The sequence below is a fragment of the Pseudarthrobacter sp. PvP004 genome, assembly GCF_017876035.1.
GTDB classification, from domain to species: Bacteria; Actinomycetota; Actinomycetes; order Actinomycetales; family Micrococcaceae; genus Arthrobacter; species Arthrobacter aurescens_A.
In genome coordinates this window covers 3,974,878-4,001,409 of the sequence record NZ_JAGINL010000001.1, presented here as the reverse complement: position 1 = coordinate 4,001,409, position 26,532 = coordinate 3,974,878, and the positions used below count along the sequence as shown (strand labels likewise).

Sequence of the window (26,532 nt, the reverse complement as noted above, 5' to 3'; positions counted from 1 at the left end):
GTTGCTTTCCCAATAACTGGAGTAGGTGTTCTGATGCCTTACCTGCAGAGCAGCTACGGCCGCTTGGTTGGGGAACCTCCCGCCACACTATGGTGGATCCGTGAACCTTCTCATTGCCGCGCTCGGTGTACTGGGTGTGGCCTCCTCCGGACCCCTCATTGCCGGCACGCTCGGTGCCACCTCAGTGACAGCATTGGCAATCGCGTTCTGGCGCAACGCGATCGGCGCCGTGGTGATGGCGGGCCCCGTCGTCATCCGGGAGCCGAAGGCATTCGGGAGGATCACGCGCCGTGAATTCGGCTGGTCCGCGGTAGCGGCCGTGGCACTTGCCTTCCACTTCGCGTGCTTCATCACCGCCTTGCAGCTGACGTCCGTGGCGGCCGCTACTGCCTTGGTGTGCCTGCAGTCGGGTTGGATTGCCGTCTTCCAGTTGTTTCGGGGGACACGGCACCGGTGGCCGGTTCTTGTAGGCCTGGGCATTGCGTTCGGCGGCGTTGTGGCCATCACCGGGTTCGACATGGGTTCATCCCCCGAAGCGCTTCTGGGCGACCTCTTGGCCCTAGCTGGCGGTGCCTTGGCCGGGCTGTACACCCTGGCTGGGGGCAAAGCACGCCAGTCCATGGGGACGGGAACTTACACGACGCTCTGCTACGGCATGTGCGCGGCGATTGTGGCGGTGATGGCTTTGTTCAGCGGCCAGCCTCTGACAGGGTTCGATGCCGGCGGTTGGCTTGGCATTATTGCCATCACCGTTTGTGCGCAGTTGGTGGGACACACGGCGTTCAACCACTTGCTGGCCACCATGAGCCCGTTACTGGTTTCCATGATCATCCTGCTGGAGATTCCAGGTGCTGCCATCCTGGCGGCCATTTTCCTCAATGAAACCCTGCCTGCCGGAACTTATGCGGGTTTGGCGCTGATCTTGGTGGGTCTGGCAGTCGTCGTCTCCGGTCAGCGGCGTGGGCGGCCGGTAGCAGACCGGCGCGAAGCCGAGCTGGGCGCGGACTAAGGTGCCGCCGTCGGGCGTTTACACACCGCCGCGGCGGGCGCCTTGCGCCGAGTTGGCCGTGTGGATGGCACGAAGCAACTTGGCCGGGAAGTACACCGAGAAGAACACCACCATGGGTGCCTTCAGCGCCATTTTCTTGACGTTGTGGGCCTTGTACGTTCGATCGAAACGCTGGACGTAATATCGGTAGTCCCGCGGCGAGTCCTCAAGCCGCCGGGCAGACATCCCGGACACCATCTGGGGCAGGTACTGCACTTTGAGGTCGTGCTCGAACAGGTGCAGCGAAAGATCAATGTCCTCGTGCATCTCGTCTTTGGGATCCAGGCACGTTTCATCACGGATGGTCTCCCATGCCGAGCGGCGAAGGGCCATGTTGGAGCCGAAGAGGAAATGGTACTGGTGCTTCGCTAGGCGGAGCATAAGCTGGCGCATCTTGTCGTCCGCTTTGAGTCCAAAGCGGCGCATGGGCATGTCGTAATAAACCACGGGACCCGTAGCTGCGGCGACGGACGGGTCCATGAATGCCTTTTGGACTTGCTCCACCCAGTCCGGTTCAAGGACGGAGTCAGCGTCGATGCGGCCCACCACGTCCCCTGTGGCGTTGTTCAGCCCGTGGTTGCGTGTGGGGATCAGGCCCTGGGTGGATTCCTGGCTCAAGAGGATGATGGGACTCTCGGGGTATTCCTGCTGCATCTGGCGCACGATCCTGGCCGTGCGATCCGTTGACAGGTTATCCACCACAATGATCTCTTCGGCGGGAACAGACTGGTAGATGGCCGCGATGAGGCACTGGCGAATGACGCTTTCCTCGTTATACGCCGGGATGACGATGGACACACCCGGAGGTTCCGGAGCGTCCTGGAGGGCACCCGCAAGGGGTCTATCGGCTGACATCCCCTCAAATCTAACACCCGGGGCGTTGCGTCCAATGGAGGCTAGGGTTACAAACCGGCAAACACTGAAGGGACCACGGCTGACGCCATGATCCCTTCAGATGCTTGACTTGCTGGCCCTTGATTGAGGCCGTATGTTCAGGGTTTAGCTTTGTGCACCCTTGGCGTCTGAGTCCTTGCCTTCGGTGTCCTTTTGCAGGCTGGCCGCAATGTTCTTGACGGCAGTCTTGGCGTCGGTTGCCACCTTCTCGGTGGAATCCTCCACGTTCTTGAAGGCGTCTTTGGTTGCCTGCTCGGCCTCAGCTGCGGCTTCTTCCGGCGTGATGTCCGAAGCCTTCGGCTCAGCAACTGCTGCTGTAGCCGACACAGAGGCTTCGGCCGGAGCCGGAGTGGAACTCGTTGCCGGAACCGGAGCGGGCGTCGGCGTCACCGGTGAAGGCGTCTTCCACGGATCTTCAACCGGCTTGGAGGCCTTCCAAGCAGCAACACCGGCAGCAGCGGCGGCGGCAATGACCGTGACGATCAACCAACCGCGCTTCTTGGGCTTCGGTTCCTTGACCAGCGTGGTGGAGACGGCCTTGCTGGCTTGGTCCGCAACTGCCTTGATCTGCTTGCCAGTGGCGTGGGCTTGCTCCTGGACACTGTGGACAACACCCGAATCAACCAGCTTCTGGGCTACGGCATCCACCTGTGCCGGCGCGTTCTCCAAGGCATGGTGAACGGCTACCGAAGCCTGGCCCAGCTGCTCGGAGAGCCTGGGCAGGTATTCGTCAACAACCTTGTCCCGCGCGTGGCCGAGTGCCGGAGTTGCCCTGTTGAGGGTCTCCTGGATCCTGGGTGTGGCGTCTTCAACTACGTCATGGATCTTCGGCGCGAGGTGCGCCAACCCGTCCTGAATCCGCGGCGTTACAACTGCAACGCCGTCGGCGAGGTTGTGCGCAGCGGACTTCAGCCCCTCTTGGATCTTGGGGGAAGCGCTGTCAATGCCGTGCTGGATACGCGGAACAGCCCAATTGACGGCTGCTTCCACGCGTGGCGCAGCCCAGTCGCGGGCGTTATCCACACCGGCCGTGACTGATTGTTCGAGTTCGCGGGCAATACGGTCTGATTTCTTCACAACTACCTCCCGATACACATGCTCGTTTGTTGCTAGCCTACGTCGCTTGTGGAACACCGGCTATTCATCTGTCCGAGTTCGTCCCGGATTTCACCGAGCGCGGAACCGGCTTTACAGCCGGACGGGCGTTGACCCTGCATGGAAGAATGGGCCCATGACCATCGCAACCGCAAAAGCAACGATCCACACGAGCCTCGGCGACATCAAGGTTGACCTCTTCGGCAACCACGCCCCCAAGACGGTCGCCAACTTCGTTGGCCTGGCCACGGGCGAAAAGTCCTGGAACCACCCCGAAACCGGCGAAGACAAGACCGGCACCCCGCTTTACAACGGCACCATCTTCCACCGGATCATCAAAGATTTCATGATCCAGGCAGGCGACCCCTTGGGCCGCGGCGTGGGCGGACCGGGCTACCAGTTCGATGACGAAATCCACCCGGAACTGACCTTCAACGCTCCGTACAAGCTTGCTATGGCCAACGCCGGCATCCAGATGGGCAAGGGCACCAACGGGTCACAGTTCTTCATCACCACCGTGAACACGGACTGGCTGTTCGGCAAGCACAGCATCTTCGGTGAAGTGACGGACGAAGAGTCCCGCAAGGTTGTTGACGCGATCGAGTCCGTCCGCACGGGCATGGGCGACCGCCCGGTTGAGGACGTCGTCATCAACAGCATCGACATCGAACAGCTCTAGTCGCACGCTGAACCAGAGCCCATGAGTTACGGAATTCCGTCGGCCGAGCCGTCCGCTGATATTCCGGTGTGCCCCAGGCACCCGGACAGGCCCTCCTATGTGCGGTGCCAGCGCTGCGGGCGCCCTGCGTGCCCCGAGTGCCAGCGGGCGGCCGCCGTCGGGTTCCAATGCGTTGACTGCGTCAACGAACAAAAACGTACGACGCCGACATATCGCTCACCGTATGGCGGAGCTTTGGCAGTAGGCCGGCCTTTGGTGACGTTCGTAATCATCGGTCTGTGCGCACTGGTTTATGTCCTTCAGTGGATTGTGCCCGGGGACGCAGTCTTCGAGGACTTTGCGTTCGCCAACATCTTTGCCGTCAGTGAGCCATGGCGCATGGTCACGGCGGCGTTCTTGCACTCGCAGGGCTTCCTGCTCCATATCGTCCTGAACATGTATACGCTGTGGATTTTCGGACAAGCCCTTGAGCCGTTGCTCGGGCGGATCCGATTCCTCGCTGTGTATCTGATCTCCGCAATTGGCGGATCCGTGGGCTTCCTTGCCCTGACTCCCACATTGCCCCCGGTGGGAGTGGTAGGTGCTTCCGGTGCCATCTTCGGTCTCTTCGGCGCCATGCTTGTTGTGCAGCGGCACAGGGGTGGAGAGACCAAGCAACTGTGGGTCTTGATCGCCATCAATGGCGCCATTGGCTTCTTCGTGCCCAGCATTGCATGGCAAGCCCACCTGGGCGGCCTGATTACCGGAGGCCTGGCTGCTGCCGCAATCGCCTATGCTCCGCGCGGCAAGAACCAGGCCCTGCTCCAAGCCGGCGGGTTGGTTCTGGTGGCGGGCCTGTTGGCCGTAGTCACATGGTTCCGCGTCACCGCTGGATAGCGGGCTCGTTCAAGACCGGCTGCCGCAGGATGGTCTTGAGTTTCTCGGCCGCAGTGCGGCGAGGATCGCCCAGGTAGATCTCGTGGTGCCTGCCGGTCATCGTCAGTGACTGTTCCGGAATGAACTTGGTGTGCATCTCTTCAAGGACCGGACCTTCATCGTCGTACGGCCCTACGTGAAGCGTTTGCACGCACAAACCTTCATTGAGGGGCTCCAAGCGCAGTGCTTCCAGAAGCGGGGCCTCCCCCTTCTTGGCGACGGTCTCCCGCGCCATATCCACGTGCTCCTGCGTGATCCATTCGGGGACCATGTTCATCAACGTCCAGTCCCAGCGTGATTTGTCCCTGGCGCTGGTGAAGGACTCCATATCGTCGGACCACCACAAAGCTTCAAGCGGCATCACCGTGTAGTCCTGGCCGAGCTCACCCTTGCTGAAGAACTTCAATTTATAGGCGACGGGATACAGCGTAGCCAGCGAGTCCTTGTAGGACTGCGCCGTGTTGGGGTCACCGTGACCGTCGATCATCAAGAACTGCAAAGTGGGAACGCTGACCACCGAGAACCGGCCGTGCTTGGCACTGTAGCTGGAGATCTGCTTCTTGAAGTCGCTCTTCATGACACCACCGTACTCTCAGGGCTTATCCACAGACGTTATCCACAGTGTGCGTAACTTACATGCGTGTAGTTAGTCTCCGAAACCGTCCGTACGCTCGTCAGGACGGTAGATATCCCCCGAAAGGCATGCGTTTCCCCACATCTGTGGATAACTTTGTCCCCGTCGAGAGAGAATATGTGGACAAACGGCCCATATTGTTGGCGGCTGTGGACAACCCTGTTAATACGGCTGTGGGCAGCCACATATCAACAGGCTTATCAACAGTGTTAATAACTTACACTCGTGTAGTTCAGCCCGTCGGAGGGGCTGTAAAGCCCGGCAAAGCAGTGATCTGGATCTGGAAACCCACACGTTTTCCCCAGTTGTGGATAACTTGTGGGTATGGGGTTGTTGTTAAGTGGGTAAGTCCTCAGCCGCTCCCGGTAACGCGGACGAGCCTTTCGGCCGGAAGGTAGGGCCCGAGTCTTCCCTTGGCAAATCGGACAATCCCGAGAAGCTGAACTTTAAGTGAAGCTTGGGGCACTATCCACAGCGCGGTGCACAGTGGGTAAAAGTCTGTCGGGTCCGGCTCCAGGTCTGCGATCGCCGGGTTGGTGCTGTTTTTCCCCACAACTACGTGGATGTCCACAGAAGTTATCCACGCCTGTGGATAAAGTTACACACTTCTGTGGACAAGCGCTGTGGACCAACGGAAGCGATTCGGCGTCGGCGAAGACGGCAAACTTACGTCCAAACTCCCGAGGCACCCCGACGGTGACTATCCATCAGATGGGTGTCGATGATGCCCACGGCTTCCATGAGGGCATACATGGTGGTTGGGCCCACGAAAGCGAAACCCTTCTTTCTGAGGGCCTTGGACAACGCGATCGACTCCGGGGACGTCGTAGGGATGTCGGCCATGGTGCTGGGCGTCGGCGTGTTTTCGGGTTGGAACGACCAAACGAAGTCCACCAGGCCGCCTTCGTCGCGCAAGGCAATGGTGGCCTTGGCATTGGTGATGGCTGCCTTGATCTTTAGTCTGTTGCGCACAATTCCGGCGTCAAGCATGAGCCGCTCCACGTCGGCTTCGGTGAAGGCAGCGACACTCTCCGGATGGAAGTCCAGGAAGGCCTTCCTGAAAGCATCCCGTTTCCGAAGAATGGTGGCCCAAGACAGGCCGGCTTGGAACGCTTCGAGGCTGATGCGCTCGTACATGCCCTGCTCATCGCGGACAGGCATTCCCCACTCGTGATCGTAGTAGGCCTGCATGAGGGTGTCAGAGGCAGCCCACAGCGGACGTGCCAAGCCATCCTCGCCGAGGACGGTGCCGTTATCCGGGGTCATGCATGCTCCTTTGCAGCCGGGCCGCTCCCGTGGCCGACCAGTAATTCAGCTTCCGGGGATATTCTGCCCGGTGCCTCTGACATTCTTGGGGTGGGACTCCGGAATCACGACAACCCCGTCACCCGCATGGTGATGTTGATACGACCTTCTGAGAGGCCGCACCCATCCGGTGCCGTTCCCGGGAGGACTTTGGGGATGCCGTGATAAGAGAACCGTGCAGGTCCTCCAAAGACGAAGAGGTCTCCGGAACGAAGTTCAACGTCGGTGTAGGGCTTGGTCCGTGTCTTCGTATTTCCAAACCGAAAGACGCACGTCTCTCCTATGCTGAGCGAAACCACAGGTGCGCTGGAGCGCTCGTCCTTGTCTTGATGCATTCCCATGGCAGCGCCGTCATTGTAGAAGTTCACCAGGGCAGCGTCGGGTGTGTACTGGTTGGCAAGCCCACTCAGCGAGCTCGTTACCTCATCGAGTTCAACGCCTTCATCGCCTGGCGAGTAGGCCGCTTCCAGTGCTTTACGGCCCAATCGCACCATCCAGTCCGGGAAGTCGAGCACGGGACGGCCGTTGACGTCCGTGGCTTCCCTTGTGTACCGGTAAGGCTGCCAGTGCCAACCAAGGCAAACGGTTCGAACCGACATCTGGTGTCCGCCCGGAAGGGTGGCGGCACGCAGGGGAACCGGCCCCTGGGTCCATTCGCCAAAGCGCGCCACGATCCATCGTTGCTGCTCAAGGGTGAGCCAACCAGGAACGTGGACGGCACCGGGCGCAATCAGGCGGGGACCGGCGTCGTGCCCTTCCGGCTGGAGAAGTTCCAACGGAAACAGGGCGTCGTCACTCATGCCGCCGCCTCAAGGCGGAGCAATGCGCGTTTGGCCTCGCTTCCGCCAAGATAGCCGCCGAAACTGCCGTCGGACTTCACTACCCGGTGGCACGGCACAATGAGGGGCAAAGGGTTGGTGGCGCAGGCGGTTCCCACGGCGCGTACCGCGTTGGGGCTGCCGGCTGCCTGGGCTACCTGGGCATAGCTGGCTGTGTTGCCATACGGGATCCGAGGCAGATGACGCAGAACGTTAAGACGGAAACCGCGGGACAAACGGAAGTCCAGCGTGAGGTCAAACTCCTTCCGGGCGCCTGTGAAGTACTCGTCGAGTTCCCGCGCGGCGTCGTCCAACCGGGCCGGTGCCTCAAGGATCCGTGGACTTACGGTATTAGCCAGGAGCTGCAGGACGGACTGGTGGTCTTCCACCTCGAATGCCACGCGGACAATTCCCCGATCCGTGGCAGCCAAGAGGAGTTTCCCTAACGGGGAGTCCACAATCCTGTACGCGATGTCCAAAGTGTGGGTGAGCTGAGCGTCGCTCTCCAACCGGGCATGGAGGCTGGCCATGGCCAGTTCGAGTCCTGCGTCCAACGGTTTCAGAAGCGAAACGACCTCGGCGTGATCGGGGCTGAGTTCAAGTGTCATCAGATATCACCTTTCGAGGATGTATGAGCCAGCGACGGGTGGATGGCCAGAGCGGAGCGGAGCGACTTCACGCCGTCAGCGCCGGCGCGACGGGCGGCCTCGGCGGTGCCCCCCAACAGGGCGGCAACATCGCCATAGGGAAGACCCGCAAGATAGTGGTAGGCAACGGCCTGGCGCTGCTTGGGCGGGAGGCTTGTGACTGCGTCGAGCAGTTCCTCGTGCCCGTCACCAGGAATGCCCAGGCTGGAGGGTTGGTCCGGTGGATGGTCTACCGGCATGGCGCGGCGGGTTCCGGCCCTCACATGGTCGATGCACTTGCGGTGGGCGATGGTGACCAGCCAGGCCTCAACATTCGCCTCTGCCGGGAGAGCCGGATACGCCTGCAGCGCGGCCAGGAACGTATCTGACCATGCATCATCGGCGTCGTGCACGCCGAGAATCGCACGACACACCCGAAGCACTGTGGCGCCCTGCTCGCGCACCACCGCTTCGAACGGCTTCTTATTAACCATTTGCCTGGGCTTCATCAAAAAAGCTTGCCCTCCCGCACTTCAGCCGGCTCTTCCAATTCCAAGAGGAAACGCTTGTTTCGAAGACCACCCGCGTACCCGGTGAGTTGACCGTTGCGCCCAACCACTCGATGGCAGGGAATAATGATGCTGATGGGGTTGCGTCCCACCGCGGAGCCAACGGCCTGGGCAAGATGGGGATCCCCGAATTCAGCAGCCAACTGCCCGTAGCTGACGGTTTCACCGAAAGGAATATGTTGAAGCCGCTCCCAGACCTTCTCCTGGAACGGGTTTCCCAAAGCTTGGAAGGGGACATCGAAAACTGTCCGGTGGCCATCCAAATACTCGGCTAGTTCGGTCCGGGTACGCGCGAAGACCGGGTCCTCGATTCCGGCTGGGTCTCCGAAATAGTCGGGCGGAGGCATATGCCAGTGTCCCTCGTAGAAAATGCCCGTCAAAACTTCCCCGCGGGCAGTCAGCGTCAACTGCCCCAGTGGGGAATCCAAGGTGGTGTGCCGGCTGCTCATATCTTGTAGACGTTCACGGGCACGGAAATGTGAGGCGCGGAATTCCTAGGAGCGCCACCGGGTGGTCATGAGGAAGCCGACGATCGCAATCCCGAAGCCTGCCACGATGTTCCACGAGGCCCACTCGCGGATGGGGAGCTGGCCCTCTGTGATGTAGAAAGTAATGATCCAGATCAGGCCGAGGATCATCAGGCCGAACATGACAGCCTTGTACCAAACCGGGTTGGGCTTGTACTGCTGTGCTGCGGAAGTCTGCTGGGCCTGACGGGCAGGCCGCTTGCGGGGCTTGGACTCGGGCACGGATCCTCCTGGCTGTTCGGTTAATACCCGTCCCGCCAGCCTTGATATCCTGCAGGAAGGAAATTTCCAGCGGTTAACGGCCACACGGCGTTCCGGGTTGGTTCTAGCTGTCAAGTCTAGCCGCAACCGGGGGTCCGCCCACGCCGCCCGCGCCCTATGCAAGGAGACCTTGTGGCGCATCAGCAGCAGACGGCGGTTTCAGCCGTGCCGTCCGCCCGCCATGGGCAGGAACTCCGCCCCCGCAAGCGTCTTCGGGCTTCGGACGTCATCCGGAAAATCAGTCAGATCCTGGGAGAACTGCTCATCACGGCAGGGATCGTCCTGCTCCTCTTTGTGGGCTGGGAGCTGTGGTGGACCAACGTGGAAGCAGACGCCAAGCAGACTGAAGCGGTGAAGAGCTTCGCGCAGGACTTCTCCGGCCCCATAACTCCTGCAGCGCCTGCCGCCGCCCCCGTGGACTACGGACCGCCTGTGGTTACGCCGGCACCGGCCTACGCTGGAATGATCGGAATCATCTACATTCCTCGTTTCGGCCCGGACTACACACGCCCCATCATCGAAGGCACCGGTTCAGACGTCCTGGACACCCTGGGACTGGGACACTACGGAAGCACCACCATGCCTGGCGCCCCCGGCAACTTCGCAGTGGCCGGCCACCGTCAAACCCACGGCGCCGTACTGGATAACATCCACACTCTGGTTCCCGGGGACAAGATCTACATCCAGACGGCTGACGGCTATTACACCTACGTGTTCCGCAACAATCAGATCGTTCTCCCGGACCGCACGGACGTCCTGATGCCCGTTCCCACCCAACCGGGAGTCCAGCCCACGGAAAGTATCCTCACCATGACGAGTTGCAACCCGCGGTTTGGGGCACAGGAACGCATCATCGCGTACTCGATGCTGGATAGTTGGCAACCCGCCTCAGCCGGACCGCCGTCGGAAATCGCCGCCCAAGTAGCCCGGGCACACGGAAAGGGGTAACAGATGTACGCGTGGATCTTCCGTAATTTGCCAGGCCCCCTATGGGTGCGGATCCTGACATCCTTGGTACTGGTGGGCGTAGCACTGGTGCTGATGGTCGAGTTCCTCTTCCCGTGGTTTTCCCAATTCACCACTTTGACCGACTCAACGATTGGTTCAGTGCAGCAGCCATGAGCACAACAAAAATCCTTGTAGTGGATAACTACGACAGCTTCGTCTACACGCTGGTGGGATACCTCCAGGAACTCGGCGCAGAGACCACGGTGGTCCGCAACGACGACGTGACACTCGCCGAAGCCACCGAGCTCGCAGCAACCCGCGACGGCGTCCTGGTCTCCCCCGGCCCGGGTACTCCTGCCGAAGCAGGCGTCTGCATCGAGCTCATCAAGTGGTGCGGTGAGGCCGCCAAGCCTATGTTCGGTGTCTGCCTGGGGCACCAGGCCCTGGCCGAAGCCTATGGCGGAGTGGTGACTCACGCGCCAGAACTTATGCACGGCAAGACGTCACCGGTCCGGCATGAAGGCAAGAGTGTTTTTGTCGGCCTCCCGTCGCCCGTCACGGCAACGCGCTACCACTCCCTGGCCGCGGTTCGGGACTCCATCCCTGACGTTCTGGAAATCACCGCGGAGACCACCAACGGCGTTGTGATGGGGCTGCAGCATAAGACGGCACCTCTTTGCGGCGTGCAATTCCATCCCGAGTCGGTGCTCACAGAAGGCGGATATCAGATGCTGGGCAACTGGTTGGAGTCCCTCGGCATGACCGGGGCGGCGGAACGCGCCTCAAAGCTGAGCCCACTGATCAAGCAATAAAACCTAAACCGTCTGTCGCGGGCTGTCGACCGGAAGCGTGCGTCTAAGCGAGGAACGAGCGAGCACGCGGAGGTCGGCGGACGCGACAGACGCAGAAGCCCCCTATTTCTTAGTTGGCGTAGGTGTGGGCTTCGGCGTCGGCTTCTCAGTCTCCGTAGGAGTAGGGGTAGGCGTCGGTGTGGGGACCGGTGCGGGGGCCTTGGCCACCGTGACAGTTACCACCTTGCCCTGGGCCACCTCAGTGTTGAAAGCATCGCTCTGAGCCGTGACTGTTCCCGCCGCAACCTGCGAATTTTCCTGTTCCACGATTGCGATGTTCAGCCCGTTGGCCTTCAGCGCGGCTTCCGCTTCAGCTGCCGGTAACGCGATCAACTGAGGCATGAGGACCTTGCCGGTGGAAACCTGCAGCTCCACTTTGCTTTCCACAGCAATCGCGCCGCCCGGTGCGGGAGCAGTGCCGAGCACTACGCCGGCCGGGACAGTGGGGCTGTGGGTCAAAGCGGTCACTACTTCGCCGGTGATGCCAAGCCTGCGCAAAGCTTCCCGTGCGTCGAATTCAGTGCGCCCCACGATGTCCGCCGGGATGGTCACTGAGCTGGGACCGCTGGAGATCTTCAGGACGACTTCAGCATCTTGTTCCAACATGGCACCAGCAATCGGCGATGTCCCGATTGTCATGTCCTTGGCCACGGTGTCGCTGGGCTCACGAACAGATGTGGGTTTCAGTTTGGCCGAGTACAGGGCCTGGATGGCCTGGGATTCGGACATGTTGGTGACTACCGGAACGGCAATTTTCGCCGGTGGCGGCGGTTGCATGTTCATGAGGCTGTAGAGCCAGAAGCCGCCGCCGGCCAGCACCAGGACTGTGAAGATCACCAACGTGGCAACCCAGGCTCGACGGCGGGACTTCTGGCGCTCGGGCACCTCACGTTCCGGTGGGAGGCCCAACGGAAGCGGTTCTTCCTGAGGCTGATCGGTCGGTTCGTCCTTAAACTGATCGGCATCGAGGAAGCCTACGGCCGTTGTGCTCAAAAGCTCTGTTGCCGGGTCTTCAGGGTCCACGAGGTCGTTGGGGTCCGTGGGAGCCTCGCTGGCTGCCACCGCGGGTACGGGGATGCCGTTGCTGGCGGCACGCAGGGCCCGACGGAAGGCTGCCGCATCCTGGAATCGATCCGTGCGGCTCTTCTGCAGCGCCTTAACCAACACGGAATCCAGTGCTTCGGAGACCTCCGGGTTGTGGGCGCTGGCCAAGTCCGGGGTCTCACGGACGTGTTGGTAAGCAACCGATACGGGGCTGTCGCCAATGAACGGAGGCCTGCTGGTCAGCAGCTCGAACAGCAGGCAACCGGCCGAGTAGAGGTCACTGCGCGCATCCACCGTTTCGCCACGGGCCTGCTCCGGCGAAAGATATTGGGCAGTGCCCACCACGGCCTGTGTCTGGGTCATTGTGGCGGCAGAATCGGCCATGGCACGCGCGATGCCGAAGTCCATGACCTTCACATCCCCGGTGTCGGCACAGACCATCACATTGGCCGGCTTGATATCGCGGTGGACGATGCCTGCACGGTGGCTGTACTCGAGAGCGCCCAACACACCCAGGGTGAAGCCGACGGAGTCCTCGACGCCAAGCTCGTTGGCCTTGATCATGTCGCGCAGGGTACGTCCGGCCACGTATTCCATGACGATATACGGGACGCGCACGTCTTCGCCCGGCCCTCCAGGTACCGAGTATTCGCCGGTGTCGAAGATGGCCACGATGGACGGGTGGTTCAACGCCGCTACAGCTTGGGCCTCGCGCTTGAAACGGGCCTGAAACTGGGGATCCCGTGCAAGGTCCGCTCGCAGGACCTTGACGGCGATGGTCCGTCCCAGCAGGGTGTCCGTTCCCCGGTAGACATCCGCCATACCGCCACGACCGATCAGCTCGCCAAGTTCATAGCGAGAATTGAGGATGCGCTGGGAGGACACGGGTGTGCTCTCCTCTCGATGCGCAGGACCTGGGCGTGACGTTGACATGGCGGTTTACTTATCTACTCGGGCTGCCGGTGCCGGTGGGCGTGGCAGTGGACGTCCCGGGATCGATCGGAACAAGTTCCTTGGACAGGTAGTAGGTGACCGTTGAGCCTGCTGCGACCTGGCTGCCGGCTGCCGGCGAGGACCGGACAAAGGTTCCGGGTTGCTGGCCGATTGCACCGTTGACGGGTTCGCCCGCCACCCACTGCAGTCCGGCACCTTCAATGGCTTGCTGAACTCGGGCTTCGTCCACCCCTGGAGCAATGGCGGGTACAGCCACCAATTCCGGGCCCTTGGAGTAGGTCACGGTGATGGTTTCTCCCGGGTTAACAGGACCGGTGGGGTTCAGGCCCGTCACGATACCAACGGGAGCTGTGTCGTCGAAGACTTCCTGACCGTCCACTCCAAGCCCCAAGGCACGAAGTTGTGCGCTGACCGTCTCAAAAGGCTGGCCCTGGTATTGCTCCGGGATGACGTTGATTTTCTGGGGAACCGACTGCGTGGGCTGGGGTGCCTCAGAGGTCTCCGTAGGCCTCGGCGTCGGGGTGGCCGACGCGGAGGTGGGGCTTGCGCTCCGGCTGGCACTGGTGGTGGTGGACTCACTCGGCGCGGGGCTCGGCGAGAAGAATCCCGACTGGGAGATCAGGAAACCAACCAAGGCAAACAGGACCAGAAGGATCAGGGCAACCAAGGGCCACGTCCACGGACTGCGCTTCTTGCGCTCCGGTTCAGCGTCATCGTAGTTCTCGTCGTCGGTGTAAACCACTTCTTCGTCGTCGCTAAGCTGCCGCTCAGCCTCCAGCGCGTTGGCACGCGTCAGGGGGTTGTCAGACGCAGCAGCGGCTCCGAGAGCAGCCCCTGCAGCACCGGCGCCCAGCACCGGAAGTGCGGAGGTCGCCGTCGTCGACTGCTCCTTGCCGTAAGGCGAGGTTACGACGCCGGTGGGGGCCGTCGCGGTGTCCACAGGCGCCGTGATGGGTCCGGTAGTGGATTCGAACAACAGCATGCCGGGTACGGCTGCGTGCGCCGTGGCGATGTCCCCATTGCGGATGGCTTCAGCGGCTTCGGCCAGCTTGATGGCGTTGGCGGGGCGGTTCTTGGGATCCTTGGCCAGCATGGACATCAGGAGAGCGCGCACGGGCGTGGGCAGCGTTTCCGGAAGGGGCGGCGGTGCGTCGTTTACCTGGGCGAGGGCAATGGCAATCTGCGATTCACCGGAGAACGGACGGTGCCCTGTGAGGCACTCGTAGCCGATGACGCCGAGCGAGTAGATGTCCGAGGAGCCCGTTGCCGTCTGGCCCGTCGCCTGCTCCGGAGCCAAATACTGGGCGGTGCCCATGACCTGGCCGGTTTGCGTGAGCGGCACCTGGTCTGCCAATCGGGCGATGCCGAAGTCGGTGACCTTGACGCGGTTGTCCGGCGTGATCAGCAGGTTGCCTGGCTTGATGTCACGGTGGACCAAGCCCTGCGCGTGCGCAACCGCCAGGGCCCGCGCTGTCTGCGAGATGATAGAGAGCGTCATGTCCGGTGAGAGGACCTGCTCGCGCTCGAGGATGCCACTCAAGGGGTGTCCGGGCACGAGCTCCATCACCAGATAGGCCGAACCGGCTTCCTCGCCGTAATCGAAGACGTTGGCGATGCCGACGTGGTTGAGCAGGGCAGTGTGCCGTGCCTCGGCGCGGAAGCGCTGGAGGAAGCCGGGGTCACCGGTGTATTCCTCTTTGAGCACCTTGATGGCAACGATCCGGCCGAGGATTTGGTCCTTGGCCTTCCAGACCTCGCCCATGCCGCCAATCGCAATGCGACTGGTCAGCTGGAACCTGCCGCCGAGTGTGATTCCTGAAGTAGGCCTCACTTATTCAACACCGCCTCAAAAATCTTCTTTGCGTTCGGACTGGTTAGCTGGGCCCCGGTTTGCACGTCCACACTCTCCATGACAATGGTGACGGCTACTTGCGGGTCGTTTGCCGGGGCGAACCCGGTAAACCATGAGTTGTTCAAACCTGAATCGCCGAGCTCGGCGGTGCCGGTCTTGCCGGCCACCTTGACGCCGGGAACGGCTGCACCCTTGGCAATGCCATTGTCTACGGCACTGGTCATCCACTCAGTGATCTGACTGGCGATGGGCTGCGTGGTGCTGGTGCGGAGCGCCTCAGGCTTGGGTTCGTTGATGACGCGCAGATCAGGCGCACGGATGGCCTCAACCAGGTTCGGCTTCATCTGCACTCCGCCGTTGGCGATGGCCGCCGTCATCAGGTTGATCTGAAGCGGTGTGGCTTTGACGTCGCGCTGACCCACTGAGGACTGAGCCAACTGGGCCTGGTCCAGGTCCTCCGGGAAGATGCTGGTGGCCTGCTGCAGCTTGAGTTGATCGCCGAAGTCCTGGCCGAAGCCGAACTTCTGCGCCTGTTCCCGGATGGCATCCTGGCCGAGATCAAGCGCGATGCTCGCAAACGGGGTGTTGCAGGACTGCTCAAGGGCAAAGGCGAAGGACGCAGTTTCGCGGACGTTGCAGTTGCCGCCTGCGTAGTTGGGCAGGCTGGCACTGCTTCCGGGCAATGGCAGGCTGCTGGGGTTGGGCAGTTCACTGTCCTTGTTGTACTTCCCTGAGTTCAGTGCAGCAGCCGTATCAATGATCTTGAAGACCGAGCCAGGTGAGAGGAGATTGCCGGTAGGGCCGCTGACGTTCTGGTTCAGGTTGATACCGGGAATCTGGTTCAGCTGGGCGTAATTGGCCTCCGCGGTGGTTCGGTCATGCGTGGCAATCAAGTTGGGATCGTACGTCGGCTTGGAAGCCATTGCGAGAATGGCGCCGGTCTTGGGGTTGGTCACCACAATGGAACCGCGCTGGCCTTCAGGAATCAGATCCATGGCCAACTGCTGGATGGCAGGATCCAAGGTCAACTCCACTGACGCTCCCTTGGGCTCCTTGCCGAGGAACATCTGGCTCATGCGATCCAGGAACAACTGATCCGAATTGCCCGCCAGAGTTTCCCCCATGGACTGTTCCAAGCCGGTGGAACCAAAGAACTTGGAGAAGTATCCCGTGATGCCGGCATAAAGCTCCGGCTGGTTGTACTTTCGCTGGAAGGCGCAAGATTCAGTCCCGGGAACTGACTCCGCCACAGGCTTTCCACCCACAATGATCGAGCCGCGCTCGTTGCAGAAGGACGCCAAAACAGCTCGCTGGTTCCAGGGGTTGGCATTGAGGTCATCAGCACCAATCACCTGGACGTAGCTGATGGCGCCGAAGATCAACGCGAACATGGCGACGGCAGCCATCCAACTACTGCGAATAGCCTGGTTCATTGTTGCTTCACCGCCTCTGTTGGTGCGCTGGGTGTCTGTCCTGTGGCCGGTTTACGTGAGCCCGGGGTGCTGCTGCTTGCTGGAGGTTTGTTGACCATGGGGGTGGTGTCCACTGGACCGCGGGCCGTATTGGAGATCATGAGCAGAAGGCCGACGATTATCCAGTTGGCCAGAAGCGAAGAACCGCCGGCCGCAAGGAACGGAGTGGTGAGCCCGGTCAGCGGGATGAGCCGGGTGACGCCGCCAATGACCACGAAGCACTGTAGGGCGATCGCAAAGGACAAACCGCATGCAAGGAGCTTTCCAAACGCATCACGTGTGCCCAAGGCTGCACGAAAGCCACGGGTAAAGAGCAGCAGGTAAAGCATCACCACGGCGAAGAGGCCAATCAGGCCAAGTTCCTCGCCGATGAGGGCCACAATCATGTCGCTGTTGGCGAACGGAACCAGATCCGGCCTGCCCTGGCCAAGACCAGTGCCTACCAGCCCGCCGTCGGCCATGCCGAACAGGCCCTCCACGATCTGCCCGCTGCCACCGGGGGACCTGCCAAAGACCTCCGGCGTGAACGCATTGATCCAGCTGTCGATGCGGAACGCGACGTGGGAGAAGATCTGGGAGGCAATGAAGCCGCCGCCAAGAATCAACAACAGGCCGATGACCACCCACGAGATCCGGCTGGTGGCCACGTAGATCATCACGATGAACAGGCCAAAGAAGAGGATGGAGGATCCGAGGTCACGCTGGAAGACGAGCACGCCAATGCTCACCAGCCAGGCGGTGATCATGGGACCGAGGTCCTTGAAGCGCGGGAACTGCATGGGGCCGATCTTCCGGCCGGCCAACAGGATGAGATCCCGGTTGGAGGAAAGATAACCCGCAAAGAATATGGCGAGGGTGATCTTGGCGATTTCACCGGGCTGGAACGTCATGGGACCCACACGGATCCAGACACGCGCACCCAGGATCTCACCGGCGGAGATGCCCGGAATCAACGGAAGAACCAGCAGGAACGCACTGGCCGCCAGGGAGATGTAGGTGAAGCGGCGAAGGATGCGGTGATCCTTAAGGAACCAGATCACGGCAATGGAGACCGCCATGGCTATGAGTGTCCAACGGAGCTGGTTGTTGCCCGTATCGTCCCCGGGACCGTCCATCCGGTGAATCAGCGCAAGGCCAAGACCGTTGAGCGCAACCACGATGGGAAGAATTACTGGATCCGCATACTTCGCGCGGAGCCTCAGGACAATGTGGAACGCGAAAGCCGCGACAGCGAGGAGACTCGACTGGAACCAGAAGTCACTGTCCAGGCCGACTTCCGAGTTGATGCTCACCAGCGCACTGGCGCCGATGCCTACGGCAAGGGCCAGGACGATGAGCACCAGCTCAACGTTCCTGCGGGGCTTGGGGGCGATCTCAGTCTGCATCATTTGGCCGCCTCACAGGGAGTCGGGACGGGCGAAGGAGTAGGGCTGGCAACGGCAGCCGTGCTGGGTATGGGCACAGTGGCTGTCGGAGTCGGCGTCGGGGTGGTAGTAGCTGATCCCGAGGCCGTGGGCGAGGGGCTCGGGCAGTTGGCGGAGGCGCTGCCAGTGTTCCGCAGGTTCTCCACGATGCCCTGTGCGCCGTTGAGGTCACCCGCCGGGACCGTCTGGCGTACGCTCTGCTGGCCGTATTCCGGCAATGAATCCACCCTGATGTCGGTTACGGCTTCAAGCCGGGAAAGCTGAATGGGTCCAAGCCTCTGCGAGATCCCATTGAAAATCGCGACCCGCTGATCGTATTCGCCTACGTAGTACCGCGTCTGTGTCCAGGCATAGCCAAGCCATAGGCCAACCACGACGCCCAAGACCACAACGGCCGCGACGGCAGGCATGAGCCAACGCACGCGTCGACGAGCCGGCTCTTCGACCTCAACACGGTCTTGCTCGGCTTTATGCGTCAGGACAGTCGCTGCCCTGCGTGCCACAGTGCGGCCGGCGACGGTAGGAATGGAGCCCGTTTCAGCAGCGGTGGCGGCGGCGCCAACGAGTTCATGAGGGCGACTGGCCAACTCCTCGCGCAGCACTTCGGCCGACAAGTGCTCACCAAGATGGGGGTCGGTAGTGGCAGGAGGTTCTTTGGACTCGTCCGAAGACGCAGCGTCGTCCTTTGAGTCGCCAGGATCCCCCGCGCTGAACGATGATCCAGCATCGGCCTTCCGTGCGGCCTTGGCCTGGGAGTCGGCTTTGGTGTCTTCTGCCGCCTTGTCCGCAGACAGGTCATCCGCGGACTTGGTGGCCGTGACTGCCTCGGGCTCGTCAACCGCGGCAAGTGCCGCGGCAGGAACGATGTCGACGGCGGCCGTGTTGACGTCGTCGTCCGTCTCCTCCGCAATCTCCAACATCACCACGGTGACGTTGTCCGGGGCGCCGGCTTCCAGCGTCAGGGCCACAAGGATCTCAGCACATTCATGCAGGTCCTTGGTCTCGCGGACCATGCGTTCCACGACGTGGCCCGCTACGTAGTTGAGCCCGTCGGAGCACAGGAGCCAACGTTCGCCAGGCTCGACGTCCAAGACGTCCAGATCCAGTTCAGGGCTGGCATCTACGTCACCGAGGACTCGCATAAGGACGTTCTTGTGCGGATGCGTTTCGGCTTCCTCAGGGCGGAGCCTGCCCTCGTCAATAAGGCGCTGCACGAACGTGTGGTCAATGCTGACCTGCTCAAACTTGTTGTTGCGCAGCCGGTAGGCGCGGGAATCGCCAATGTGGGCGAAGTGAAGCTTGCGGCCCTCCAAGAGCAGGGCGGTAACGGTGGTACCCATGCCCGAAAGCTTGGGATTCTGGTGCACAAGCTCGGAAAGCAGCGAATTTGCGGTCTGGATCTCGTCGGCAAGGACGGTCTCCGCACCCTCCGGATAGTCGTCATGATCAAGGTGGATCATGTCCAGGACCGTTGAAGCGGAGGCGACATCGCCGCCGGCGTGACCGCCCATGCCGTCGGCCACGACTGCAAGATGGCGGCCCACATAAGCGGAGTCGTCATTCTTGGAGCGGATCCGTCCGACGTCGGAACGCGCGGCGTAGCGCATGATCAGCGGGCGCTCCGCAGGCTTTTCCTGGCCTTTGGGGGTCTCGGGAGAAGCCATGGACTATGGCCTCAATTCAATGACCGTCTTGCCGATTCTCACGGGGACGCCAAGCTCAACCGGTAAAGCACGGGTGAGCTGTTGATCGGCCAGGTAGGTGCCGTTGGTGGAGCCAAGGTCCTCGATAAACCAGCGGCTGCCCTGTGGGAACAGGCGTGCGTGCCGGCCGGAAGCGTAATCATCTTCCAAGACAAGCGTGGCTTCCTGTGCGCGGCCGAGCAGGATGGGGCTGGCGGCCAAGGGAACCGTGGTGCCCTTGAGCGGGCCCTCCGTGACTACCAGCGTGCGTGCATGCTGGATTGCCGGTGGCGGAGAAGCTGCGAGCTCAGGATGCTTGCGCACTTCGCGTGCTGTGGGAACGCCAGTGACGGCCTTGCGGCCAATCTGGAAGTCGCGGCGCATGGTGGTCACGATGCTGAAGATCAAGACCCACAACAAAAGGAGGAACCCGAAGCGAAGCGCTGTAATGGTCAGTTCGCTGATGTCGTTCACGCGTGGCCACCCGGGGTTTGGGGGAGGAGGCGGAAAATGATCTTGGTACGTCCCATCGTGATGGTTGAGCCGTCTGTGAGCTCCACGCTGCCGTTCACTTTATGTCCGTTAACGTAACTGCCGTTGGTTGAGCCAAGGTCAACAGCCCAAGTGCTGCCATTCTCGGTGCGGACCTCAAGGTGCTTCCGGGAAACGCCCGTGTCATCCACAAGGATGTCCGCTTCCGAGGAGCGGCCCAGGACAACGGACAGGGCGTTGAGGGAATACCGCTGGCCGCCGATGTCCAGCACAGGCTGCAGGCGGGTGGGTTTCCGCGCCGGGGCAGCCGGAACGTGGGCACGAGGGGCTTGTGGAGCAGCGTCATCCGACGACTTCTCGGTGCGCGAGTTAATTTCGAAGTGACCGGCACGCTCTTCGTCATTGCGCCTGAACGAAATGCGGACGGCACCTTGAAGGGTGTAGCCCTGGCTACGGACGTGCTGGATAACGACGTCGCACAGTTCCTCGGCCAGCGGGGTTCCCCATTCCTGGGCCCTGGCAAAATCCTCGTCGCTGAGCAGGACATCAAAAACGTTGGGAGCCAGCGTCCGCCCGGCTGCGATGGTGATGGACTTGTTGTCCAACTCGCGCCTTAGCTTGCTTGCAATCTCCACCGGCTCAACACGTGCCCGCGACCCCGTGGAGAAGACGTTGCGGACGGCCTTTTCAATGCCGCGCTCGACTTTGTCCAGCAAACCCATGGTCCTTCTCCTTTCCTTGCCGCGGCACCCGTTGTGCCTGGTCCGATAGTCCGTCCATTGCTCCGTCCGCGCACACAGCGAAGTACGCGCCTGACGGCCCTTCCACTTCCCGATACTACTGGGACTGACTGGGAATGGCCTTAATCCACAACGCCTTACGACCCGGAAAAGTTCGATCCAGGCCCATGTTGGCGCGGGAGGCGGGGGATGAAATTCTCGTCAGGTTCAGCTGTTGTTAGGGGACTCCCAGCCCGCTGCGGAGCTCTGCCCAGCCGCCGATTGGTGTTTTGCTCCGGATGTCCGTTATGCTTGATCTCGCTGCTTTTGAAGGAAACGAAGCTGGGAGACCAGCCGAAGTCCGGAAAAAGAAGTTGCGCGCGAGTGGCGGAACGGCAGACGCGCTGGCTTCAGGTGCCAGTATCCGAAAGGGTGTGGGGGTTCAAATCCCCCCTCGCGCACGCAATCGAAAGAGCCCCGGTCTTAGGACCGGGGCTCTTTTGCGTTTCACGGCTCGGCCTGTCTCGCGGATCCCGCCCCGCGGCTCTCCGAAACCCGCCCTTGTCCGGTCTCCTCGGCGTTGTACGGCGGGGGATTCCTGTAAGCCGGGGAACTATCGCAAGGTGCCCGGACCCTCCGCTCCGGTCCCCAATCGCGACCGTCAGCTGCGCGCGGTACCCGTGAACCGGCGTCGTGAGTTGCTCAGGTGCAGGCGCATCGCCGCTGCGGCAGCCACAGCATCGCCCTCCGCGATTGCTGCGTATATAGAGGAGTGCTCGTGGACCACTTGCTCGAAGCGTCCGCGGGAATCCTGCTCATCGTCCGATACGAGGCGCGGGCGGGGCATGGTGATCATGGTTTGGCCCAGGGCCGAGATGCAATCCGTATAAAAGGGATTACCTGTGGCAGCCGCAACGGCCCGATGGAACTCGAAGTCGGCCTTCATTGAATGGGCGGGGTGGCCTGAGCTCGCGATGAACTGTTCCAAGGCGCCGTGCGCGGCCTTGAGTTGCCGTTCGCTGTGGTTTCGCGCGGCAAGTGCGGCAGCTTCGGTTTCGACGCCGATCCGGAAGTCGAGCATCTGAAGCCGCTCTTCGATGCTGGCAACCGCCCGCGTTCCGGGGGCGGGCGTGGGGCCGTCCGAGGGTGGGGTCAGCGCAAAGCTGCCCCGTCCTCGTTCGGTTTCCACAAGTCCCTCGGCCTGCAAGCGTGTCAGCGCGGAGCGGACGACGGTCCGGCTCACCCCGAACTCGCTGATGAGGGTGTTTTCGCTGGGGAGCTTCTCACCTGGCTGGATGACGCCGTCGACGATGCGGTTGCGAAGGTCGGCGGCGAGATCCGCGGTCAGGTTTCGGCTCATGGGTTCCAGATTACGCGCCGAACTCCACGGAATCGGTGGTCCACGCACGTGCCTGATCGCTCAGGGTGACGCCCAGTCCGGGGCGGTCCGGAACAATCATGCGGCCGTTCTTGGTTTCCAGGCGTTCCTCGAACAGGGGATCGAGCCAGTCGAAGTGCTCCACCCAAGGCTCCCGCGGGTACGCGGCGGCAAGGTGCAGATGGATTTCCATGGCGAAGTGCGGCGCGAGGCCCAGACCTCTTTCATCCGCCAATGCGGCCAAGCGCAGGAACTGGGTGATGCCGCCGACGCGCGGAGCATCTGGCTGGATGATGTCGCAGCCGTTGGCGTTGATGAGGCCCTTGTGCTCGGCGACAGACGCCAGCATCTCGCCCGTGGCAATGGGTGTGTCCAGGACCTGGGCCAGGTGCGCGTGGCCTTCGAAATCATAAGCGTCCAGCGGCTCTTCGATCCAGATGAGGTTGAATTCCTCGAGTTGGCGGCCCATGCGGAGCGCGGTGGCCCGGTCCCATTGCTGGTTGGCGTCCACCATGAGCGGGACGTCCCAGCCGATGTGTTCGCGGATGCCAGCTACGCGGCGGAGGTCTTCCTTGGAATCAGGCAGGCCAACTTTGATCTTGATGCCGCCGATGCCTTCCTCGATGGACTGGCTGGCGCGGGCCTTGACCTCGTCCAGGGTGGCGTTGAGGAAGCCGCCGGAGGTGTTGTAGGTCTGCACTGAGTCGCGGTAGGAACCCAGGAGCTTGGCAAGGGGGAGTCCGGCACGCTTGGCTTTGAGATCGTAAAGCGCGATGTCGATGGCAGCCAGGGCCTGCGTGGCTACGCCCGAACGGCCCACAGAGGCGCCCGCCCAGAGGAGTTTGGTGTAGATCTTGCCGATGTCGTTGGGGTCTTCGCCGATGATGCCCTCTGCGACTTCCTTGGCGTGGGCGTACTGCGCGGGGCCGCCGGCGCGCTTGGAGTAACTGAACCCCATGCCGCTGTGGCCTTGCTCTGTGGTGATCTCGGCGAACAGGAACACCACTTCGGTCATGGGCTTTTGGCGGCCTGTAAAGACTTTGGCGTCGCTGATCGGTACGGTGAGGGGCAATCGTGCCGTGGACAGCTTGACGTGGCGAATCAGATCTACGGTGCTCATGGTTCTCCTAGTGGGTGCGGCATCCTTGCCTGTCACTTAGGATACAAGTTTTGAACTTGTACTACAAGAGTTGGGGGTTAGTTGTGGCGGCGGCTGAGACTTCGCATAGCCATTTGTTCCCGGGGGCTGTTGTTAAGGTTCGCGGCTCGGGGATGGAGCTGGTGGTTACCTTCTCTGACGGCGCTACGGCTGCCGCTGAAATAGTCGACGACGGCGGCAAGCCCGCCTTGGTGGTAGAGGCGTACACCACGGGTGCCGGGAAGGAGATCACGCGGGATGTGGTTTGTGTGTGCTGTTTTTGCTGAGGGGCGGGGCTGAGGGTTGGGTGGTGAGTGGCTTTGGAGTATTGCCCCTGCGGCCGATCCTTGGTGACTCCGCGGCCGAAGAGGCCTCACCGTGATCCTCGATACCGTGAACGGGGCAGATCTGCACTACGCGGCATCTTTCTTGGTATCAGTCGACGTCGCCGTGTATGTCTCGTGCAGAGGTGGAGTGGTTCGCTGGAGCGCGTCTTACTCCGGCACCCCTAACACCACCTGCAACCGAAATATTCACTAGCTAACGAAATCTACGCTGTCGGGCAGTCCTTTCCTTTATCGTCACAGGATGCAAGGCACCCCACGTGTGGGCAGAAAACCTCGGCCGTGTCGTGCGACGTTGCACAGCCCCTGGCGGGAGGCCTTAGGAGGATCAACGAACTATGGCCACCACCCGCCCAATAAGGGGGTGGTGGCCACGGCCTGCAATCAGCGGCCGTAGGTTTGGGTTTGCCACACTGCCCGGGCGCTGCTGCCACTGTTGTGGTACATCACAAAGTTTCCGTCCGACTGCATTCGCAGGGCCCTGGTGCTGCCGCTGCTCAGTCCTGGGGTGCCTGACTGCCATAACACGTTCATCGATTGCCCGTACACGACAATGTTGCCGTCGTGCTGAAGCGCCAGCATCTTCGCGTTCTTCCCGTTGGTTCGGGTGTGCCAGAGAGCCGTCCCATTCTTGTACACGACAAAGTTCGAGTCGCTCTGGAAGACTGCCTTGTATGGGCCGTTAACAAGGCAGAAATTACCAGGCGAGTACATTAGGCTCCAGTCTGGAACTATGCCGATGCTCTGTCCCGTGCGGTAGCACGGGAGGAAACCCCAAGATGACCCCGTTGCGGCGCTGGCGGGTTGGACACCCAACCCGCCGAGGAGGCTCAGCGCCAAGACACCAGACCCTAGGGCTGTGACCATCCTCTTTCTGCGGGTTACTTGCTTTCGCATATTCGCTCCAATCGTTCGCCCCTTCCGGGGCGTTTCTTGATGGGTGATAGCCCGCCCGATAACGGGCCAACAGTCTGGCCAACAGTGGCCATCCATCTGTTAAGTGACCCGGTGGCCAGCTTCATGACGGACTGGCGCCCTCACTCCAAAGATCGATCCGAACGCTACAGACGGGTGCCGCTGCTCACATCAACTCCTATGGCAGATTCCGCCGAGCGGCTCGAGCGTGTCGCGGCGGGCAGCCTCGAGGCCCCCAAAACAGGAGAGGTCCAGGTCCTAGTCGAGCGATTCGTCTCAGCCGTCAGAGCAAGCCATTTCTTGCCCGTTGTAGTTCTCCCCGGTCAATGCTCACTGGCTCTTGCAACCGGCGCGGTGGAGCTTGAATCTGGAGTTTGACCCTCTCCGGGTCGGCCTACGCCGCGACCGCAATCCACAGCGTGCCGTGCGGAGTGTCCCGGTTCTAAGGAAGTGGAACACCCTGTGTCCTTGAGTTCCGGGAATATTTTGAGTGACTGCAACACACTTGGATATGTGGCGGACAGGTACTGGGTATGAGCTACCTATCGAGAGCCCCCGATCGGGAAGAGGCCTTTCGGGCGCTTTACAAGTCCGCCTACGCCGATCTACTGAAGTTTGTTCAGCGTCGAACCGAGGTGGCGAATGCCGAGGACGTAGTAGCTGAGGCATTTCTCATAGTCTGGCGGCGGTTTTCGGAAACGCCGAAGCATGAGGATGAGGCGCGGGCATGGATCTTTGGCATCACACGAAATCTCATGCTCAACGCCCACCGCGGAGAACAGCGAAGACAGGCGCTGGGCGTGCGCCTCGCCGAGACGTCGACTCAAACCCACACCGCTTCCCACGCTGACGCGGTCAGTAGCCGCGTTGATTTAGGCAGAGCCTGGGAGTTGCTCTCCGAAGTCCACCAAGAGGCCCTCGGGCTTGCGATCTTCGAGAACATGACCGCACCCCGGGCGGCGCATGTACTGGGTATTTCTCCTGTCGCGTTTCGGCTCCGCCTAACCCGTGCAAGGCGAGCCCTGCGACTACTCCTTGACCACGTTCCCCGCCATGAGTCGCCGGCGCCAGCGACCTTTCCCGAAAGGGCCTCGACACCATGAAAGACACCCAGAATATCGACACACTGCTGCGGTCCATGGACGCCGCTGAGCAGAACAAACCCACTGACCCGCGACGTTCGCAGAAGGATCTGGAATTGATTCTCCGGTCCCACCCAGCTCCGGCAGCCAAGGGCATCAGACCTGCGGAACACCAAACGTCGACGTCGTTCCCAAGCCGCCGTCGTCGTCGAACACTCGCTTTGGGTGCCTTTGCTTTTGCCACAACAGTTGGGTTCCTGATCGGGCCCACCCTCTCAGGAGGCGACCCGGCCTTTGCAACGTGGACCGCCGTGCCGGGTGCGCTGGTAGGTGCCGAGCGCAACAGCGCGGTCTCGGACTGTGCCAAGTCCAGCAAAGGTGTTGGTGACGGCATGTTCGCCAGTGATGTGGCGGCAGCGGAAGTAGCCATCGCTGAGAAGCGTGGTGCGTGGACCACCGTGGTTCTCAGCGGAGCTGACGGCTTCGAAGCAACCTGCACCACGGATTCCACAGCCCCTTGGTTCAAAAGAGGGTCCTTCGGCTCGGTTGGCAAGCCGGGCAATGGGCACGAGCTCGCAGCCCGGGAAATCAGAACCACCCAGCTTGGTACCGGCGTCATCGCAGACAACCCGCTGTCAATCGCATCGGGTCAAGTTGGTCCGGAAGTCATTGCGATGACTTACACCAGCATTGCCGGTGAACGGATTACGGCTACCGTATCGAAAGGCCAATTCGCCTTCTGGCTGCCGGGTGGGGAACTGGAAAACTCGTCGGAACAAGACGTGCCTGTTGAGGTGACGTACACCGACAACACTAGAGAAATCCGATATCTCAGTCTCTGATGGGCACCCTTGGAATCAAGGCCA

General features: G+C 61.5%; 26 protein-coding genes and 1 tRNA gene. 9 read left to right on the top strand and 18 right to left on the bottom strand.

Annotated elements, in window-relative coordinates; translation table 11 throughout:
• The first annotated feature begins 100 nt into the window (after positions 1-100).
• On the top strand, positions 101-1,009 hold the full coding sequence (locus tag J3A64_RS18175) for a DMT family transporter (protein ID WP_210065229.1): 909 nt from the start codon (positions 101-103) through the stop codon (positions 1,007-1,009).
• Positions 1,010-1,027: 18 nt separating this feature from the next.
• Here J3A64_RS18175 and J3A64_RS18170 read toward each other — a convergent pair whose 3' ends face one another.
• Both J3A64_RS18170 and J3A64_RS18165 read right to left on the bottom strand, forming a co-directional pair.
• The gene (locus J3A64_RS18170; protein ID WP_014920281.1) at positions 1,028-1,903 is read right to left on the bottom strand and encodes a glycosyltransferase family 2 protein; all 876 of its coding nucleotides are present in this window, start codon (positions 1,901-1,903) and stop codon (positions 1,028-1,030) included.
• A 144-nt stretch (positions 1,904-2,047) separates the two neighbouring features.
• Entirely contained in the window at positions 2,048-3,019 is a 972-nt protein-coding gene (locus tag J3A64_RS18165) for a hypothetical protein (RefSeq protein WP_210065227.1), read from the bottom strand.
• Between the two features lie 154 nt (positions 3,020-3,173).
• Between J3A64_RS18165 and J3A64_RS18160 the strand changes: the two genes are divergently transcribed.
• Entirely contained in the window at positions 3,174-3,716 is a 543-nt protein-coding gene (locus J3A64_RS18160) for a peptidylprolyl isomerase (RefSeq protein WP_011772794.1), read from the top strand.
• Between the two features lie 21 nt (positions 3,717-3,737).
• On the top strand, positions 3,738-4,592 hold the full coding sequence (locus J3A64_RS18155; RefSeq protein ID WP_011772795.1) for a rhomboid family intramembrane serine protease: 855 nt from the start codon (positions 3,738-3,740) through the stop codon (positions 4,590-4,592).
• Here the strand turns inward: J3A64_RS18155 and J3A64_RS18150 are convergent.
• The 7 genes from J3A64_RS18150 to J3A64_RS18120 form a co-directional block, all read right to left on the bottom strand.
• Entirely contained in the window at positions 4,579-5,208 is a 630-nt protein-coding gene (locus J3A64_RS18150; protein ID WP_014920283.1) for a GyrI-like domain-containing protein, read from the bottom strand. The genes J3A64_RS18155 and J3A64_RS18150 overlap by 14 nt on opposite strands.
• 723 nt (positions 5,209-5,931) lie before the next feature.
• Positions 5,932-6,531 (bottom strand): DNA-3-methyladenine glycosylase I, encoded by a 600-nt coding sequence (locus tag J3A64_RS18145; protein WP_014920285.1) that lies wholly within the window; start codon positions 6,529-6,531, stop codon positions 5,932-5,934.
• Positions 6,532-6,635: 104 nt separating this feature from the next.
• Positions 6,636-7,370 carry an alpha-ketoglutarate-dependent dioxygenase AlkB gene (locus tag J3A64_RS18140; protein ID WP_014920286.1) on the bottom strand — a complete coding sequence of 245 codons (735 nt, stop codon included), beginning with the start codon at positions 7,368-7,370 and terminating at the stop codon, positions 6,636-6,638.
• Complete coding sequence (locus tag J3A64_RS18135) at positions 7,367-7,996, bottom strand: methylated-DNA--[protein]-cysteine S-methyltransferase (protein WP_210065224.1); 630 nt, start codon at positions 7,994-7,996, stop codon at positions 7,367-7,369. Before J3A64_RS18135 ends, J3A64_RS18140 begins: the two co-directional genes overlap by 4 nt.
• The gene (locus J3A64_RS18130) at positions 7,996-8,523 is read right to left on the bottom strand and encodes an RNA polymerase sigma factor (RefSeq protein WP_210065222.1); all 528 of its coding nucleotides are present in this window, start codon (positions 8,521-8,523) and stop codon (positions 7,996-7,998) included. Before J3A64_RS18130 ends, J3A64_RS18135 begins: the two co-directional genes overlap by 1 nt.
• Complete coding sequence (locus J3A64_RS18125) at positions 8,523-9,032, bottom strand: methylated-DNA--[protein]-cysteine S-methyltransferase (protein WP_014920289.1); 510 nt, start codon at positions 9,030-9,032, stop codon at positions 8,523-8,525. Before J3A64_RS18125 ends, J3A64_RS18130 begins: the two co-directional genes overlap by 1 nt.
• 45 nt (positions 9,033-9,077) lie before the next feature.
• Complete coding sequence (locus tag J3A64_RS18120) at positions 9,078-9,332, bottom strand: cell division protein CrgA (protein WP_043469552.1); 255 nt, start codon at positions 9,330-9,332, stop codon at positions 9,078-9,080.
• A gap of 156 nt (positions 9,333-9,488) precedes the next feature.
• Between J3A64_RS18120 and J3A64_RS18115 the strand changes: the two genes are divergently transcribed.
• Positions 9,489-10,319: a class E sortase gene (locus J3A64_RS18115; RefSeq protein WP_011772804.1), complete on the top strand. Its 831-nt coding sequence runs from the start codon at positions 9,489-9,491 to the stop codon at positions 10,317-10,319.
• 170 nt (positions 10,320-10,489) lie between these two features.
• Complete coding sequence (locus J3A64_RS18110) at positions 10,490-11,131, top strand: aminodeoxychorismate/anthranilate synthase component II (protein ID WP_014920291.1); 642 nt, start codon at positions 10,490-10,492, stop codon at positions 11,129-11,131.
• A gap of 102 nt (positions 11,132-11,233) precedes the next feature.
• Here the strand turns inward: J3A64_RS18110 and pknB are convergent, their stop codons facing one another.
• Genes pknB through J3A64_RS18075 form a run of 7 tightly spaced genes read right to left on the bottom strand, consistent with a single transcriptional unit; the run spans position 11,234 to position 20,812 of the window.
• Positions 11,234-13,147, bottom strand: a complete 1,914-nt coding sequence (pknB, locus tag J3A64_RS18105) for a Stk1 family PASTA domain-containing Ser/Thr kinase (protein WP_210065220.1) — start codon at positions 13,145-13,147, stop codon at positions 11,234-11,236.
• Positions 13,148-13,157: 10 nt separating this feature from the next.
• Positions 13,158-14,999, bottom strand: a complete 1,842-nt coding sequence (locus J3A64_RS18100) for a protein kinase (protein ID WP_011772808.1) — start codon at positions 14,997-14,999, stop codon at positions 13,158-13,160.
• On the bottom strand, positions 14,996-16,453 hold the full coding sequence (locus J3A64_RS18095) for a penicillin-binding transpeptidase domain-containing protein (protein ID WP_011772809.1): 1,458 nt from the start codon (positions 16,451-16,453) through the stop codon (positions 14,996-14,998). The genes J3A64_RS18100 and J3A64_RS18095 overlap by 4 nt, the downstream gene beginning before the upstream one ends.
• A complete protein-coding gene (locus J3A64_RS18090) occupies positions 16,450-17,880 on the bottom strand; it encodes an FtsW/RodA/SpoVE family cell cycle protein (protein WP_011772810.1) in 1,431 nt (476 codons plus the stop codon). Before J3A64_RS18090 ends, J3A64_RS18095 begins: the two co-directional genes overlap by 4 nt.
• Positions 17,877-19,580 carry a PP2C family serine/threonine-protein phosphatase gene (locus J3A64_RS18085; protein WP_210065218.1) on the bottom strand — a complete coding sequence of 568 codons (1,704 nt, stop codon included), beginning with the start codon at positions 19,578-19,580 and terminating at the stop codon, positions 17,877-17,879. The genes J3A64_RS18090 and J3A64_RS18085 overlap by 4 nt, the downstream gene beginning before the upstream one ends.
• Before the next feature lie 3 nt (positions 19,581-19,583).
• Positions 19,584-20,063, bottom strand: coding sequence for an FHA domain-containing protein (locus J3A64_RS18080; protein WP_024818875.1), 480 nt, complete (start codon positions 20,061-20,063; stop codon positions 19,584-19,586).
• Between the two features lie 5 nt (positions 20,064-20,068).
• The gene (locus tag J3A64_RS18075; RefSeq protein WP_011772813.1) at positions 20,069-20,812 is read right to left on the bottom strand and encodes a DUF3662 and FHA domain-containing protein; all 744 of its coding nucleotides are present in this window, start codon (positions 20,810-20,812) and stop codon (positions 20,069-20,071) included.
• A gap of 375 nt (positions 20,813-21,187) precedes the next feature.
• On the opposite strand from J3A64_RS18075, the gene J3A64_RS18070 reads away from it, so the two are divergent.
• Positions 21,188-21,270 (top strand) — tRNA-Leu (locus J3A64_RS18070).
• Positions 21,271-21,470: 200 nt separating this feature from the next.
• On the opposite strand, the gene J3A64_RS18065 is transcribed toward J3A64_RS18070, so the two are convergent.
• Both J3A64_RS18065 and J3A64_RS18060 read right to left on the bottom strand, forming a co-directional pair.
• Positions 21,471-22,169 (bottom strand): FadR/GntR family transcriptional regulator, encoded by a 699-nt coding sequence (locus J3A64_RS18065; RefSeq protein WP_210065217.1) that lies wholly within the window; start codon positions 22,167-22,169, stop codon positions 21,471-21,473.
• Between the two features lie 10 nt (positions 22,170-22,179).
• Positions 22,180-23,307, bottom strand: a complete 1,128-nt coding sequence (locus J3A64_RS18060) for a mandelate racemase/muconate lactonizing enzyme family protein (protein ID WP_210065215.1) — start codon at positions 23,305-23,307, stop codon at positions 22,180-22,182.
• A 161-nt stretch (positions 23,308-23,468) separates the two neighbouring features.
• On the opposite strand from J3A64_RS18060, the gene J3A64_RS18055 reads away from it, so the two are divergent.
• The 3 genes from J3A64_RS18055 (at position 23,469) to J3A64_RS18045 (ending at position 26,508) form a co-directional block, all read left to right on the top strand.
• Positions 23,469-23,612, top strand: coding sequence for a hypothetical protein (locus tag J3A64_RS18055; protein WP_210065213.1), 144 nt, complete (start codon positions 23,469-23,471; stop codon positions 23,610-23,612).
• A gap of 1,505 nt (positions 23,613-25,117) precedes the next feature.
• Positions 25,118-25,687, top strand: coding sequence for an RNA polymerase sigma factor (locus tag J3A64_RS18050; RefSeq protein ID WP_286176389.1), 570 nt, complete (start codon positions 25,118-25,120; stop codon positions 25,685-25,687).
• Positions 25,684-26,508, top strand: a complete 825-nt coding sequence (locus J3A64_RS18045) for a hypothetical protein (RefSeq protein WP_210065212.1) — start codon at positions 25,684-25,686, stop codon at positions 26,506-26,508. The genes J3A64_RS18050 and J3A64_RS18045 overlap by 4 nt, the downstream gene beginning before the upstream one ends.
• Positions 26,509-26,532 lie beyond the last annotated feature (24 nt).